The organism is Archangium violaceum (genome assembly GCF_016859125.1).
Classification (GTDB): domain Bacteria; phylum Myxococcota; class Myxococcia; order Myxococcales; family Myxococcaceae; genus Archangium; species Archangium violaceum_A.
In genome coordinates, this window is sequence record NZ_CP069338.1 from 109191 (window position 1) to 123930 (window position 14740).

At 68.9% G+C, this 14740-nt stretch carries 14 protein-coding genes; 7 read left to right on the plus strand and 7 right to left on the minus strand.

The window, feature by feature from the left end; translation table 11 throughout:
* Nucleotides 1-10 precede the first annotated feature (10 nt).
* Together JQX13_RS00400 and JQX13_RS00405 are read right to left on the minus strand one after the other, a co-directional pair.
* Nucleotides 11-1642 (minus strand): endonuclease/exonuclease/phosphatase family protein, encoded by a 1632-nt coding sequence (locus JQX13_RS00400; RefSeq protein ID WP_203407100.1) that lies wholly within the window; start codon nucleotides 1640-1642, stop codon nucleotides 11-13.
* A gap of 93 nt (nucleotides 1643-1735) precedes the next feature.
* Nucleotides 1736-2218, minus strand: a complete 483-nt coding sequence (locus tag JQX13_RS00405; RefSeq protein ID WP_203407101.1) for a YqaA family protein — start codon at nucleotides 2216-2218, stop codon at nucleotides 1736-1738.
* Nucleotides 2219-2363: 145 nt separating this feature from the next.
* Between JQX13_RS00405 and JQX13_RS00410 the strand changes: the two genes are divergently transcribed.
* The 3 genes from JQX13_RS00410 (at nucleotide 2364) to JQX13_RS00420 (ending at nucleotide 5264) form a co-directional block, all read left to right on the plus strand.
* Nucleotides 2364-3050: a hypothetical protein gene (locus tag JQX13_RS00410; protein WP_203407102.1), complete on the plus strand. Its 687-nt coding sequence runs from the start codon at nucleotides 2364-2366 to the stop codon at nucleotides 3048-3050.
* A gap of 221 nt (nucleotides 3051-3271) precedes the next feature.
* Nucleotides 3272-3904 carry a hypothetical protein gene (locus tag JQX13_RS00415; protein WP_203407103.1) on the plus strand — a complete coding sequence of 211 codons (633 nt, stop codon included), beginning with the start codon at nucleotides 3272-3274 and terminating at the stop codon, nucleotides 3902-3904.
* A 4-nt stretch (nucleotides 3905-3908) separates the two neighbouring features.
* Complete coding sequence (locus JQX13_RS00420; protein WP_203407104.1) at nucleotides 3909-5264, plus strand: alkaline phosphatase family protein; 1356 nt, start codon at nucleotides 3909-3911, stop codon at nucleotides 5262-5264.
* Between the two features lies 1 nt (nucleotide 5265).
* On the opposite strand, the gene JQX13_RS00425 is transcribed toward JQX13_RS00420, so the two are convergent.
* The 5 genes from JQX13_RS00425 to JQX13_RS00445 all read right to left on the minus strand — a co-directional run bounded on the left by JQX13_RS00425 (nucleotide 5266) and on the right by JQX13_RS00445 (nucleotide 11690).
* Nucleotides 5266-5598: a hypothetical protein gene (locus JQX13_RS00425; RefSeq protein WP_203407105.1), complete on the minus strand. Its 333-nt coding sequence runs from the start codon at nucleotides 5596-5598 to the stop codon at nucleotides 5266-5268.
* Nucleotides 5599-6126: 528 nt separating this feature from the next.
* Nucleotides 6127-7389, minus strand: a complete 1263-nt coding sequence (locus JQX13_RS00430; protein ID WP_203407106.1) for a hypothetical protein — start codon at nucleotides 7387-7389, stop codon at nucleotides 6127-6129.
* Between the two features lie 145 nt (nucleotides 7390-7534).
* Entirely contained in the window at nucleotides 7535-8128 is a 594-nt protein-coding gene (locus tag JQX13_RS00435) for a DUF2378 family protein (RefSeq protein WP_203407107.1), read from the minus strand.
* A gap of 37 nt (nucleotides 8129-8165) precedes the next feature.
* Nucleotides 8166-9806: an AMP-binding protein gene (locus tag JQX13_RS00440; RefSeq protein WP_203407108.1), complete on the minus strand. Its 1641-nt coding sequence runs from the start codon at nucleotides 9804-9806 to the stop codon at nucleotides 8166-8168.
* Between the two features lie 72 nt (nucleotides 9807-9878).
* Nucleotides 9879-11690: a hypothetical protein gene (locus JQX13_RS00445; protein WP_203407109.1), complete on the minus strand. Its 1812-nt coding sequence runs from the start codon at nucleotides 11688-11690 to the stop codon at nucleotides 9879-9881.
* Nucleotides 11691-11782: 92 nt separating this feature from the next.
* On the opposite strand from JQX13_RS00445, the gene JQX13_RS00450 reads away from it, so the two are divergent.
* The 4 genes from JQX13_RS00450 (at nucleotide 11783) to JQX13_RS00465 (ending at nucleotide 14725) form a co-directional block, all read left to right on the plus strand.
* The gene (locus tag JQX13_RS00450; RefSeq protein ID WP_203407110.1) at nucleotides 11783-12478 is read left to right on the plus strand and encodes a glycosyltransferase family 2 protein; all 696 of its coding nucleotides are present in this window, start codon (nucleotides 11783-11785) and stop codon (nucleotides 12476-12478) included.
* Between the two features lie 2 nt (nucleotides 12479-12480).
* On the plus strand, nucleotides 12481-12858 hold the full coding sequence (locus tag JQX13_RS00455) for a DUF2304 domain-containing protein (protein WP_203407111.1): 378 nt from the start codon (nucleotides 12481-12483) through the stop codon (nucleotides 12856-12858).
* Between the two features lie 175 nt (nucleotides 12859-13033).
* The gene (locus tag JQX13_RS00460) at nucleotides 13034-14113 is read left to right on the plus strand and encodes a BON domain-containing protein (RefSeq protein WP_203407112.1); all 1080 of its coding nucleotides are present in this window, start codon (nucleotides 13034-13036) and stop codon (nucleotides 14111-14113) included.
* Between the two features lie 84 nt (nucleotides 14114-14197).
* Complete coding sequence (locus tag JQX13_RS00465; RefSeq protein ID WP_203407113.1) at nucleotides 14198-14725, plus strand: BON domain-containing protein; 528 nt, start codon at nucleotides 14198-14200, stop codon at nucleotides 14723-14725.
* The last annotated feature ends 15 nt before the right edge of the window (nucleotides 14726-14740 follow it).

Here is a 14740-nt window from a genome sequence, read left to right on the forward strand (position 1 = left end):
CGCGCTGGGACTACGGCTGGACGCCAGCGCCCGTCACGGTGAGCGTGTAGCTGCTCATCGCGCCCGCGTAGCCCACCACCTTCACGTAGTAGGTGCCCACGGTGCTCGCGGAATAGCTGCCCACCTCCGGGTTGCTCGAGCTGTAGCCGCGCGCCGCGTACAGGTTCACGTCATCCGCGGTGTACAGGTACCAGTCCAGGTCCGCGACGCCGGGCATGACCAGCTTCACCGTGACGGTACCGGGCGTGGTCACCGTGAACTTGAACCAGTCCACGTCCGTGCTGGTGGAGAGGGTCCCGCTCACGCTGGTGCCCGCCGCCACCCGCCCATTGGCGGTGGCCGCGGTGTCGTTGTTCTCGGTCTCCTTCGTGATGACGGTCGACGAATCCGGCGGAGGGGTGGACGAGGTGATGGAGAAGGCCGCGTCGCTCGAATCGGTCACGGCCGCGTTGCCCGCGTCGCTCACCCGCACCTTCGCCGCCGTGGTCACCGTGTCCGGCACCGTCCAGGTGTAGCTGCCCGCGGAGGCCGGCGTGCTGGCGGAGATGACGTTCCACGTACTCCCGTCCGTCGTGTACTCGAGCTTCACGTTGCTCACGTTGCTCGCCGTCCAGGTGAGGGACCGGCTGCTGCCCGCCGTCCAGCTCTCCCCGCCGTTGGGCGCCACCACCATCACGCTCCCCACGGGCGTCGGCTCATCGCCACCCGGGAGGAGGAAGTCCTTGATGACGGCCATGTGCTGCATGTTCGACGCGCCGCTGTCACCCGACAGCGCGGGGGAGATCTCCGAGAGGGGCGAGTACACGCGCGTGTCCACCACCAGGCCCGCGCTGAACGAGCTGGAGCCGATGACCGTGGCCGTCTGGTAGGCCCGCAGATCCGCGTCCACCAGCACGTGGTCGTACGGCTTGCTGCGGCCGGCGTTGGTGTTGGTGTTGTTGTTCCGGTCCGCCGGGTGCGGGCCGCTCGTGGTCACCACCTGGCTGAACGTGGAGAGGCAGCTCTCGGAGCGGCTGTCGGTATTGAAGTCACCGCCGATGGCCAGGTAGTCCCCCGCGGGGATGTTGGCCTTGACGTAGTTGACCAGGCTGTTCGCCTCGCTGTTGCGGACGGAGCTGCCCGAGGTGAGCAGGTGCACGCTCACCACCCAGAGATCCTTGGGGCCCGGGATGTCGATGCGCGCCCAGGCGAAGTCGCGATTGGAGACGTAGGGATCGGTCCACTCGCCCGAGGCGATGATGGGCCAGCGGCTGATGACGCCGTTCGGGATCTGCGCCCCGCTCTCGCGGTAATAGTAGAAGCCCGTCCCGAAAGCCTCGTCCACGAAGCCCCGGATGGCGGTGGCCGAGTTGTTGCCGTAGTTGAACTCCTGGATCATCACCACGTCCGGCTTCGTGCCCTGGAAGATGCGGGTGCCGTGGCCCGGGTCGTAGCTCTGGCTGTTGCCACTGGTGATGTTGGCGGCCATCAGCCGCACCCGGACTTCCGTGAGCGAGGCGCCACTGGAGGACACGCTGTCCCGCGTGGGCTCCGGCGAGTCCACGGAGGAGCCCTCACCGCACGCGGCGAGCACCAGGGTGAGCAGAGGGACCAACAACCAGGAGCCGAAGGCTGCGCGCTTCGAGGGAGGGAACTGATGCATCAGCGAATTCCTGCCCGCGGAGGGCGGGCGATTGAGGGGTACAGCGGCCCCATCATCTTCCATCCACCCCCTCGCTGTCTCGCAACCCCACTGTCAAATTCCAGTACGGTTCGCCGCGATAGCGGATAACGCGACGAAGAGGTAGCGCAGCCCCTTCCCCAGAGTGACGAAGCCGACGAAGGGCCCCCAGCGCACGCCCACGAGGCCGGCGGCGAGGACGAACACGTCTCCCACCACGGGAATCCAGGCGAGGACGAGCACCGGGGCGCCCCAGGTGGCCAGCCGCGCCCGGGCCCGCTCCAACCGGGGTCCCTCCCTGGCACTCCGGCGTTGTACCCAGCGCCCCATCGCGCCACCCCCTCCACGTGCCACCCAGCGGCCCAGCAGATAGACGGTGAGGGCCCCGAGCACGTTGCCCCCGGTGGCCACCGCCACGGCCAACGCCGGAGGTACCCCGCCGTAGACGAGCGCGGCCAGCACCGCCTCGGAGGGCGCCGGCAGCACCGAGCCGGCCACCAGCGCCACGAGGAAGAGCCCCGGCAATCCCCATTCGGCGAGCATGGACGCGTCCGGCATCGTGGCGCCCACTCTAGGACGTCCCGGGACCCGTCAAGGCAGATACGAACTCCCTGCACCTCCGGGAGGGCTGGAGGCCTGCCCGCCCATTCCTACCTTCCAGTCAACCCTTCCAGTCAACTCCCACCCCGTACCGAGGTCCCCCATGAAGTCGCTCCTCGCCCTCGTGGCCACGGGCACCCTGCTCGCCAGCGGGCCCGGTCTGGCCCAATCCGCCAGGCACACCGTGAGGCTGAGCGAGCTGCTCCTGCTGCCCCGGGTCTCCACCCTCACCACCAACCAGACCGCCAGCGGCGAGTGGAAGGACCTGCTCCACACCACCCTGACGACGCAGCAGCGCAAGAACCTGGTGATGGTGGTGGCGCTCGAGACCGGCCTGCATACGGAGGCCCCCCCTCCCGCGCGCGGCGGGCCCGCCCCTGGAGACGGTCCCTCGGCCCGGGGCACCCTGGAGCTCCGCCTCCTCCTGGATGGCACCCAAGTGGCCCCCGGCCCGCTCGTCCTCGCCGAGAACACCCAGAACTTCATGACCCGTTACGGCGACATGCTCGGCACCTGCGGGGATATCGACAAGGACGGCACCGTCTACTCCAGCGAGTGCATCTTCTCCGACGAGGAGCGGCGGCGCGTGCTGCGCGCCCTCGAGCTCCACGCGGTCTCCTTCGCCCTGGATGACATCGATACCGGCACCCACGACCTGCGCGTGCAGGCGCGCATCACCGTCACCAGTCAGGGCGCCAGCGGCTCGGCCTCCGCGGGCGCGTGGATCGGCCGCGGCTCCATCACCATCGAGGAAGTCCGGCTGGTGAAGAGCTTCGACATCAACAACTGAAAGCGCTCCCCGCCCGCCTCCTCTCCTGTCGGGTACAGGAGATTCGCGGTGGGGGTCCCGTCACACCGGGAGCACGCTCTGTCATCCTCCTGGAGCGCCCTGGCATTCCGGCGCGACAGCCGCCCATCGACCCCGGTGGGCCGGGGGAACGTATGAGCGCGGCAAGGAGACAGGGCCCATCGAGCCCGCTGCGAGGTCGTTCGCCAGGACTCCTGGTGTGCATGGCGCTCACCGCAGTGCTGGGTGGCTGCCTGCCCAAGCCCCACATCCACCACTTCACCGTGACACCTCCGGTGGCGTGCCCCGGCGACGAGGTCACGCTGCGCTGGGAGACGAACGGACCCGTCCGCATCGAGGCCTCCCCCGAGGTTCCCGCGCTCGGCAGGAAGGGAAGCACGGGGACCCAGACGGTCACCATCAGCGGGCCCACGCGCTTCCACCTGGAGACCTACCGCGTCTTCGGCCTCAAGAAGGAGCTCACCGAGGGCGAGGTGCTCTCCCCGCCCAAGGACCTCGAGTACGGCGTCGTCGATGCCGAGGGCCAGAGCCACTTCACGTGCTCGGCGCAGCTGGGGGCCCTGGAGTCCTCCTTCCAGCTGGACGACAGCCGCCTGTCGCCCAACGTGCGCATCGGGCAGGTGACGAACATGAACGCGCGCCCGCTGGTCATCGGAAAGGGAGAGCGCTCCGAGACGGTGGCGGAAGGCGCGAAGGCATCGGGCTTCGAGGGACAGCCCGCCCAGGGGCCGTGGAAGCTGCGCGTCCCGCTCGACGCGGGCGAGAGCTGCGAGGACGCGCTCGAGTCGGTGGATGGCCGGTTGATCATCAAGTTCCAGCTCTCATGCCCGAGGTGAAGTCATGGCCGCAATCGACGAAATCCGGACGATCGTCATCCTGATGCAGGAGAACAGGTCGTTCGACCACATGCTGGGTCACCTGTCGCTGGAACATCCGGGGTGGGATGTGGACGGGCTGCGCAACCCCGACACCCATCCGCGCTACGCCAACTTCTTCGAGCAGCGCTTCTTCCGGCCCTTCCTCATCGAGGACGAGGCGCTGGTCATCCGGGATCTCCCCCACAGCCGCTACCACGTGAACATGCAGATGGCCCGGAGCTCCAACGGCAAGAAGTTCCGGATGTCTGGCTTCGTCGAGGCCTACGTCGACTACACCCAGCACCGGGCGGGAGAGCACTTGCCCCCCATGGGGTACTTCGATTCGACCGCGGCCTGGATGACGTCCTTGCTGGCCAGGGAGTATTGCGTGTGCGATCGCTGGTTCACGCCCCTGCCCACGGATACGCAGCCCAACCGCTGCATGGCCTTCACCGGAACCACGTTGATCGATGACACCGGCTCGCGGCTCATCGAACACCAGGAGCACGTCTTCGACTGGTTGGACGACAGGAAGGTCCGCTGGCGCGTCTACCATGACGGCCCGCCCTTCTTCCTGCTGTTCGGACGGTTCCACGAGCTGGTGGGGGCGAAGTACCGCCCCATCAGCGAGCTCGCGGACGACATCCAACGCGAGCCCGCGGAGGAGGCGCCAGAGGTCATCTTCATCGAGCCGCGCTACTTCGACTTCTTCTGGTCGGACGCGCCCTCCAACTGCAACCATCCGACGGCGCGCCTCTGCCATGGCGAGCTGCTCCTGCACCGGGTCTATACGGCGCTCACGAGCAACCCGGAGAAGTGGGCACGGACACTGTTCATCCACACCTACGACGAGCACGGCGGTTTCTTCGACCACGTGCCACCGCTGCCCATCGACAACCTCCTGCCGCCGAAGGCGAAGTACACGGAACGCTTCACGACGACGGGGCCCCGGGTCCCCGGCCTGCTCATCTCGCCCTGGGTCCAGCCGGGGAAGGCCTTCCACGGCCACCTCGACCACACGTCCATCCTTCAGCTGTTCGCCGAGAAGTTCGGGTCGGGCCCGGAGGGCTATTCGGACTCGGTCACCCACCGGAGGAACCAGGAGCAGGGAATCCGGAGCGTGTCCGAGGCACTCGCGGACGCGCCCACCCTCCGGCCCGTTCCCACCGTGGCGCCACATGCGTGCCCCCCCGCGACCTCGACGAAGCGGCAGCCCAAGGCCCCCAACGAGCGCGCCTTCCAGGAAGCGGCCCGCGAGCTCCTGAAACACGAGGGGCCCATCGCGACGGGAGCGAAGTACCCCGACCTGATCGGAGCGCCCCTGACGCCCGCCCCTTGAGTCACGCCGCTCCGGCGTCCAACTCCTGTTGCGTGGGAATGCGAATCAACACGCGCAGCCCACGCGATTGATTCTCCAACCAGGCCTCCGCATCCTGCCGGGTCGCGAAGGACTGGAGGGTCTCCTGGTACGCCTCGAAGCCGTGGTACTCCCCCACGTGCATGACGAAGTGGAAGGCGATCCTGGCGGTTCGGATGGCCTCGAGTTCCTCGGGTGAGGAAATACGCTGCTCCAACTCGAAATCGAAGAAGTCGAACTTCGCGCCGTGGCGCGGATGGGGAGGACACACCTCATCATCGGCACCTTCACCTCCCTCCTCCTCGTCCCCTTCCATTCGCGCCAATTCCTCTCTCGAGGGGAGTCGGAGCAACTTCCGGTGCTCGAGCTCGCGCGAGTAGGCGACGGTGTAGAGAGCATCCGCCGCTCCGATCGTGGCTCCATGGGGCGGGGTGACTCCGCAGCCAGATATCCGCCTCTTCCTTCGTCGCGAAAGAGAGAACGGGAGTCAGAGGTGCCGAATCGAAGCTCTCGACATAATCCGAGAGTTCACCTGTCTCCCCGCGTCCGTTGATGAAGTGGAGTGTGAGCCTGCGGTTCTCGAGTGCGCCATGTTGCTCCGAAGTGGATGCATGCTTCTCCACCTCATGGAGCCAGGTCAGGGTGCGCTTGATGAGATCAGTTTTCATGTCGCCACGAGCACCACAGGAGCCAGAACGGCACGAGGGCGAGCGGCATGGCGAGCACTCCCGCAGGCCCCCAACAATAGGATGAGAACCGGCGCGAGCAGCCGATAACCAGATGTGCAGGTGCTTGTGGAGCAGCGCATGGGCGTGTGCCCCGAGGCCAACGGAATGCAACGCCCTCACGCCGCGGCGGCGTGGTCCAACGAGCGCCAGGTGCCCAGCGCCCAGTCCTGCTCCTCCGGGTCGTCGAAGCTGACGACACACAGCGCCCGGTGCTTGCCGGATTCGCACAACGCCGTGAGCCGGCAATCTCCCGGCTCCACGTGCAGCGTGGCCCGTCCTCGCACCCGCTCTCCCTGGTGCTGGAACTCGTACGCCATCTTCTCCTCGGGACCGGGCGCGATGCCCTTCACGTCCTCCAGCGGGACGAAGCGCACGCTGCGGCGGTGATCCCTCGCCACCCAGCTCCCGTCCGCCAGGCGCTCCTCCGCCAACGAGCCCGGGATGCGAATCTCCCAGCCCTCGGGCAGGGTCACCTGCACCGCGCCACGCCGGTACCCGATGAGCGGACCCGGAGGCGCGGCGATGGCCCGCCGGGAGACCTCCTCCGCCAACGTGCCCCCGATGCCGAGGTACCCCAACACCTGCTGCCACTCGCGCCACGGGTAGGCCAGCTCCGGATCCTCCCTCCACGCAGACTCCAGCAGCCGCGCCACGTCCCGGAAGAGGTGACGCTCCTCCTCGAGCAACGGTGGGCGCCACACCATCTCCGTCCAGATGCGGCTGAGCGCGCGGCCCAGCTTCGTCGGAGCGCCCAGGCCCGGCTCCCACCACGGGAAGATGTCCTGACCGCGCCGGGGATCCTCGTGCACGGCGCGCAGCCACTCCTCGTTGCGCGGTCCCAGCGGCGTCAGCAGGGCACCGGGGTACTCGAAGCCGTGCCCGGCCCGCAGCGAGAGCGCCGCGCCCGAGTGGCCCTGTCTCCGGAACTCCAGCGCCCGCCCGGCCATGTTCCCCAGCCATGCGAGCATGCGCGGGGCGATCTCGCTCGCATCCCCCGTGTGGAAATACCCCGTGGGGTCCCCCACTCCCGCGACGGTGAGCGCCGGGTCGGCCCAGTCCACCTGGAGCGCGTCCCCCAGCGCATGGAGCAGATCGCAGAGGTAGCGGTGATAGCCGGGCCCCACCATGGAGGTATTGGCCGAGACGACGACCCGCCCCTTCCCAGCGGCCACGATGGCCACGTCCTCCGCGGCCGGGTGCAGGCGCAGGAACAGGATGGGTCCCTGGGGGCCATCCACCGTGCGCGAGCCCTCCAGCAACTCCCCCGCCGCCTCATGAATCCAGCGCTCCACCCGCCGCAGCCAGGGCCGGGGAGCCTCGGGCGCACTGAAGAGCTCCTCTCTTCCGTACCAGCCTGCCAGCAGCAGCTTCACTCCCATCGCGTCCACTCCTCTCCCACGGGCCGGGCCTCCATCTCAACGCAACGGGTGGAGTGCGGGGAATATGTCTCGGAACTCGCGGCAATCCACGCTTCCGTGGCGCGAAGAGCCGGGGGCGAGGAGCCGGACGGGCGCTCGGAGGGCCTCACTCCCAACGGAAGTGGTAGTCGACGTCGAGCGGCGCCAGACGATGCCCCTCCACCACGAGCTCCTGGGCCGTCGAACGCTCCATCGCGGCGGTGAGGACGCCCAGGTTGTACTCCAGGGGCATGAAGTCCCGGCGCGCCTTCAGCCGAGCCTCCTTCTCCCCGAGCCGCTCCACGGTGCGCTCGCCGTAGCTCAACGAGGCCCGGAATGAGTTGGGAAAGCTCGCGAGCAACCGCTGTGGATCATTTCCCGCGAGCGCCAACATCGTCTTGCCCACGGTGGACTGGAAGAAGTCCTCCGTGGCCCGCCTCCCGAGCAGGCGCAGCACGGCGTCCCTCCCCCCCTGTGTCGGGCCGAGCAGCTCCGCGGCGGTGAAGACGGCCTTGAGCAGATCCGTCACCGGGTAGCTGAAGAAGTCCACGAACCGCTTCTCCCCGGCGGCCACGAAGCACTGCCTCCGGACCTCCTCGTCTCCGAGCGCGCTCACCGCGTCGAGCAGGCCGTTGAAGAACATGCCGCGGCAGGTGTCCGCGGGGGTGGCCAGGGTCAGCAGTTGCTCCAGGCCGGGGGCGGGGATGGGGGCGCCGGTCACGATGGGAGTATTAGAGCGCAAAACCCCGCGCCCCGGGTCATGCCGTGCGGATGGACGCCGCGCCCTCCAGCCCCAGCTCAACCACAGCTACTTCCCTCATGCGGAATTTCTGGATTTTTCCAGTTACCGTCATGGGGAATTCGTCCACGAACTTCCAGTAGCGGGGAATCTTGAAGGTGGAGATGCGGCCCGTGCAGAAGCGGACGAGCTCCTCCTGGGTGAGCGAGGTCCCGGGCTTCGTCTTCACCCAGGCCATCACCTCCTCGCCGTACTTCTCACTGGGCACGCCGATCACCTGGGCCTCGCTGACGCCCGGGTGCGTGTGGAGGAACTCCTCGATCTCGCGCGGGTACACGTTCTCACCGCCGCGGATGATCATGTCCTTGATGCGGCCGACGATCCTCACGTAGCCGTCCTCGTCCATGGTCGCGAGATCGCCGGTGTGCATCCAGCCGGCCGCGTCGATGGAGTTGCGGGTGGCCTCGGGGTTGTTCCAGTAGCCGAGCATCACGCTGTAGGCCCGCGTGCACAGCTCTCCGGGCGAGCCACGAGGCACCACCGCGCCCGTCGCGGGGTCGACGATCTTCACCTCCACGTGCGGGTGCACCCGGCCCACGGTGGAGACACGCTTGTCCAGGGGATCGTCCAACGAGCTCTGCGTGGACACGGGCGAGGTCTCCGTCATGCCGTAGCAGATGGTGACCTCCCGCATGTTCATGCGCGACTGCACCTTCTTCATCACCTCGATGGGGCACGGCGAGCCCGCCATGATGCCGGTGCGCAGCGAGGAGAAGTCGAACTCGCCGAAGCGCGGATGATCCAGCTCCGCGATGAACATGGTGGGCACGCCGTAGAGCGCGGTGCAGCGCTCGGCGCCCACCGTCTGCATCACCGCGAGCGGCTCGAACGCCTCGGCCGGAATCACCATGGTCGAGCCGTGGGAGGTGCAGGCCAGGTTGCCCATCACCATGCCGAAGCAGTGGTAGAAGGGCACGGGGATGCAGACGCGGTCCTCGGCCCCGAGGCGCAGCGCCTCGCCCACGAAGAAGCCGTTGTTGAGGACGTTGTGGTGGCTGAGCGTGGCGCCCTTGGGGAAGCCCGTCGTGCCGGACGTGTACTGGATGTTGATGGGCTCGTCGAACTGGAGCGAGGCCTCGCGCGCCGCGAGCAGGCTCTCGCTCACGTGGGTGCCGTTCTTCAGCAGCAGCTCCCAGTCATCCTCCATCACCAGCGCGACGCGCAGCTCGGGGCAGCGCGGGCGAACCTCCTCGAGCATCTTCCGGTAGTCCGTCTGGCGGAAGCCGCGCGAGAGCAGCAGCACGCTGGTGCCGGACTGCTTGAGCGCGTACTCCAGCTCCGCCGACTTGTAGGCGGGGTTGAGGTTCACCAGGATGGCGCCGATGCGGGCCAGGGCGTACTGGGTCACCACCCACTCGAAGCGATTGGGAGACCAGAGTCCCACCCGGTCCCCCTTCTCCACGCCGAACGCCAGCAGGCCCAGGGCCACCCGCGTCGTCTGCTCCCAGAGCTGGTTCCACGTGGCGCGGTAGCCCTGTGAGACGACGACGAGCGCCTCGCGCTCACCATGACTCTCGACGGTGCGGCGCAGGTTCTGGCCGATGGTCTCCCCGAGCAACGGGGTGGTGCTGGTTCCGTGGACGTAGGAAGGAGAAGGCATGGCCGATGATGTTCGCGAGCCGGCCCGGCTCGCAAGCACGTCCCCTTCAACGCACCGCGCAACTCTTGCGCGTCAGTCGCAGCGGTAGCAGAGCGTCCGAGAGCCGCTCGACACCCACGGGGCGGCGTAGTCCCGGCAGACCTTGTCGGGCCGGGCCTGGAGCTTCCGGACGACGTCCGCCAGCGGCGTGTGGTTGTCATCGGAGACGCGCTGGTAGCCCTCCCAATCCGTCGCGGAGGCCTCCCAGAAGACACAGAGGCCCGGCCCCTCCCTCACCTGCCCCTGGCTGAACAGCGGCCAGTGTCCGCCGCTGGCGGACCAGTCATCTGGCACCCAGCCCAACGCGACGTTGGAGAAGTTCGACCGGGGCCAGGAGGGAGTCAGCAGTCCACCGAAGCGCTTGCCCTCGTCACGCAGCACCCGCCGGATGATCGCGGTGGCTCCTCGGTCCTCCAGCGCCTCCATCGTCTGGAAGGGGGGCTCGCCGCGCACGCGCTCCCAGTAGCTCGGCTCGTAGACCTCGTAGGCCCGGCCCCACTCGCGCGTCACCTCGAAGAGCCCGATGGCGGCGAGCACCGCCAGTGCGAGCTCCCAGCGCCATGCGCGCGCCAGCCCCTTCTGGAACACCGCCCCCATCCGGATGCTGGTGACGAACAGGGCCACGCACAGCAGCAGCACCACGCCGTGCAGGCCGTACTTGAGGAAGTAGTACTCGAGGGGCAGCCCCGCCTTCTTGTAGGCGAACTGCACCAGCGCGTTGACCCCACAGAACAGCAGGGCGAAGTCGAGCAGCCGCCGCTCGACGGAGTCCTCGCGAGGGGAGAGGAAGCGCACCGCCAGGAGCCCCGCCAGCGTCCACCACTGCACCCGCAGCGCGCGCACGTGCGAGTGGATCCGGATGCCGCCGACGAGCGACGCCAGGGGAAGGAGCCGCCAGTACGCGTACGCGGCGGCCCCGAGCAACCCGAGCCCCACGAGCCAGGCCCCCCAGCGGTACCTCGGGCCGAACGAGCGGGTCCCCTCCACCAGGACGAGCACCCCGCAGGTGAAGAGGAAGTCCCCGAGGTTCAGCCCGTAGGTGAACCGATAGAACACCGTGAACACGGCGAGCGCGCCGCAGCGCACCCAGACCGAGCGCGGAAGGCCATAGGCGAGCCACGCCAGCACGAGGGGCACCAGCCCGAAGAGATGGCCATAGAAGCCATCCGCCTGGTGGTAGTGCAGCAACCGCAGCAGCAGGAACGGCCACGCCGCGGCGGTGGCCACCAACAGGACGACCTGCGCCGCCACCTGCGCGCGGCCCGAGCGCCAGAGCCGCCCGGCGACGGACTCGACTCCCGCGGCGAGCGCCACGGCGATGACCGCGGGCACGAGGTAGAAACCGGCGCGGAAGCTGGTGAACGCATCCAGGCCGAAGAGCCACTCCAGCCCGTACGTCACCGTGTGGAAGAGGATGAAGCCCTGGTAGACGTGGGGCTCATGGGACACGAAGTCGGCCCGGAGCGCGACGTGGTTGCCCGCGTCCCCTCCCCCGACCGAGACCAGTCCCTCCATGGCCGGGATGCCCAGCATCCGCCACGTCAGCCCCAACGCCGTGGCGACGTAGAGCGCCTGGAGGATCGCCAGTGGTACGTGCGTGGGCCAGGGTCGCTCCCGCGAGACAACCTTCCACGTGAGCCCGGCTACACCCGCCACGCCCACGAGGGCTCCCACCCACAGAGGCAGACCCAGCGCCGCCCGGAACACGCCCGCCAGGGCTCCTGGCAGCAGCCACAGGAGCGCCAGGAAGAACAGCGTGCCGAGCCCACGGGGTGGTACCGGAAGAGAGGAGGAGGGCTTCACGTCGACGGTGTCCACCGGCGGCGCCCTATACCACCGCGGCATTCGGTGTGTCACATCTTCACGCACATGACGTCCGAGCATCCGAGCGCATCCCCTCTATTGCCCGAGGGGAGTTTCTCGGCGAGAAGGTGGCCATGGAAGCGGGGACCCTCATCATCCTGCTGGCCTACAACGAAGAGGCCTGCATCGCCGATGTCGTCGCCGAGCTCCGGCGGGAGCTGCCCGGCATCGACGTGGCCGTGGTGGACGACGGCTCGCGCGACCAGACGTCGGAGCGGGCGTACGCGGCGGGAGCCCACGTGGTGCGTCACCCCATCAACCTCGGGGTGGCGGCGGCCGAGGCCACCGGTCTGCTGTACGCGCTGCGCCACGGGTACTCGCGCGCGGTGCGCATGGATGGGGATGGTCAGCATGATCCGCACAGCGTCCCCGCGATGCTGAAGGCCCTGGAGCAGGGCGCGGAGCTGGTGGTGGGGAGCCGCTTCGCCGGGGTGGCCAGCTTCCGCTCCACGTGGCTGCGCCGCTTCGGCAGCAGGCTCATCTCCGGGCTGCTCTCGTCGCTGTGCAAGCAGCGCATCACCGACCCGACGTCGGGCTTCCGCGGCTTCGGTCCCAGGGCCATGCGCTTCTTCTCCACGCGCTTCCCACATGACTACCCGGAACCGGAGAGCGTGCTGATGGCGTCGCGGCAGCACTTCCCCATCGTGGAGGTGCCCGTGAGGATGCGCTCGCGGCGCGCGGGGGCGAGCTCCCTCACCGCCTGGCGGTCGACCTTCTACATGGCCAAGGTGTCGTTCGCGCTCTTCATGGAGCGCTTCCGGGCGGTCTGAGCATGAGCCGTTCCAGCATCATCGTCCTCATCTTCTCGGCCGTGTTCGCCCTGGCCGTCCTGCTGTCGGCGCGGCGCCGCCGCACGTCGGAGCACCACACCTTCAGCTGGCTGCTCGTCTCCGTGCTGACGGCCTGCCTGGCGCTCTGGCGCAATGTCATCGACGCCCTCTCCAGCGCGATGGGCATCTACTATCCGCCCTCGGCGCTCTTCGCGATCGTGTGCGCCGGGCTGCTCTGGCTCCTCTTCCGCTTGAGCCTCCAGGTGGCCGAGCAGCGCAAGCAGATCCAACGGCTGGCGCAGGAGCTCGCCGTGCTGTCCGCGCAACACCCGTCCCTGGCGGAGCGTGTCACCCCGGAGACGCCAGGCTCCGCGGATTAGCCCGCCTCCTCGCCGGGCGACCGGGCCCCTCCCGGGTCGACGGATCGACGGGTCGACGGCGGTCTCCCTCTCCGGGGATGGGTAGCCGAGCAGCCGCCCCCACCCCGCCCCCTTGCCGTGGGTGCGAGCCGATCAAGACCTTGAGATCGATCTCACATACCCCAAGGAGGCGGTGATGGCCGACAGGCGGCGGCATGGCATCGAGCGACAGGGACTGGGCCAGGACCCGGAACGCGGCAACCGGCGAGACGTGAAGGAGCGCGGGCGGGACATGGGACGCATGCGGGAATTCCGAGGAGATGACCGGGGACCGGGCCGCGGCTCCCGCGAGGAGAACCGGGATCGGGGCCGCTTCGGCGGTGGCGGAGGCATGCGGGGTAGCGGCTTCAGCGATCAAGACGTGGGCCGCTATGGCCGGGGCTACGAGTACGGTGGTGACGAGGACCGGGGCCGCTTCGACCAGGACAGCCGCGAGGAGTACCACCGGGGTGGATTGATGCGGGGCACCCCGGGGGTGCGCCGCGCCGGTGGTCCGGGCGAGGAGTTCGGCGAGGGCTTCTGGAGCGAGGTGGCGCGCGAGCGGACCCGGGGTGACTTCGATCGCTACGGCGCCCGCGGCGCCCAGCGCAGCCAGCACTACGACACCGACCAGTGGGGCCAGGGTCAATACGCCCTGGGCGCCTCGGCGGACCCCGAGGACATGCGTCGCTATGGTTGGGGCCAGGGCTGGAGCCAGGACCAGGGCCGCGACAACGCCTTCGGCACCCGTGGCTTCGGCGACGACGACTACCAGCCGCCCCGGATCCAGTCCTCGTTCATCGAGCAACGCCCGCGCACCGGCTACGCCACCAGCCCCACGCGCGACATGGACCGGGAGATGGGTCACGGCGCCGGCCGTGGTGGCATGCAGGGCGCGTATCCCTACTACGAGCAATCCCCCGAGCTGCCCCGCCGTCAGGGCCGCGGGCCGCGCAACTACCAGCGCTCGGATGAACGCATCCGCGAGGACATCTGCGAACGGCTGATGCGCGGCTGGATGGATGCCGACGACGTGGACGTCCGGGTGGAGAAGGGCGAGGTCACCCTCTCCGGCACGGTGAAGAGCCGGGACGAGAAGCGCGCCATCGAGGATCTCGCCGAGGACATCCTCGGGGTGAAGGACGTCCACAACGAGATCCGCGTCGCCCGCCCCCAGCAGCAGGAGGAACGGCGGGACGAGAACCCGGGCGCGCGGCAGGACCAGATGCTGCAGTGAGACGGCACCCCACGCATCCGACAGGAGAGGAGTCCACGAATGGCACAGCGTGATCAAGACAACCATGAGGGGTCCCGATTTCCCGTGCGCGCACGGCGGATGGAGCACCCGGTGCGTGACGAGGGCGTCCACCGCGGCGGGCCGGGCCGCCCGGGCTACGCCGCCGGTTCCGGCATCGAGCGCGCCTACAACCAGGGTGGCCGCGGAGGCCTGGGCGCCTATGAGCGCGGCTACCAGCCCGGCAGCTACGACCGGCTCCTGGAGCGGATGGAGGCCCGTCGCGGACCCGTCCGGCCCCCGAAGGGCTACCAACGCTCGGACGACCGCATCCGCGAGGATGTCTGCGAGCAGCTCATGGAGGGCCCCGTCGACGTGGGTGACGTGGAGGTCCTCGTCAAGGACGGCGAGGTGACCCTGAGCGGCTCGGTGGAGGAGCGCTGGGAGAAGCGCGCCATCGAGGACATCGCCGCCAGCGTGCGCGGGGTGCACGACGTCCACAACCGCGTCCGCGTGCGGCCCGCGGAGGACAGGCCCGCGGCGCGCGAGGCGGCCGAGCTGCGCGACGAGCGGCCTCGGGAGCAGCGCGGCGACCAGCCCCACATGGGCACCTGAGCCTCACCGGGGAGG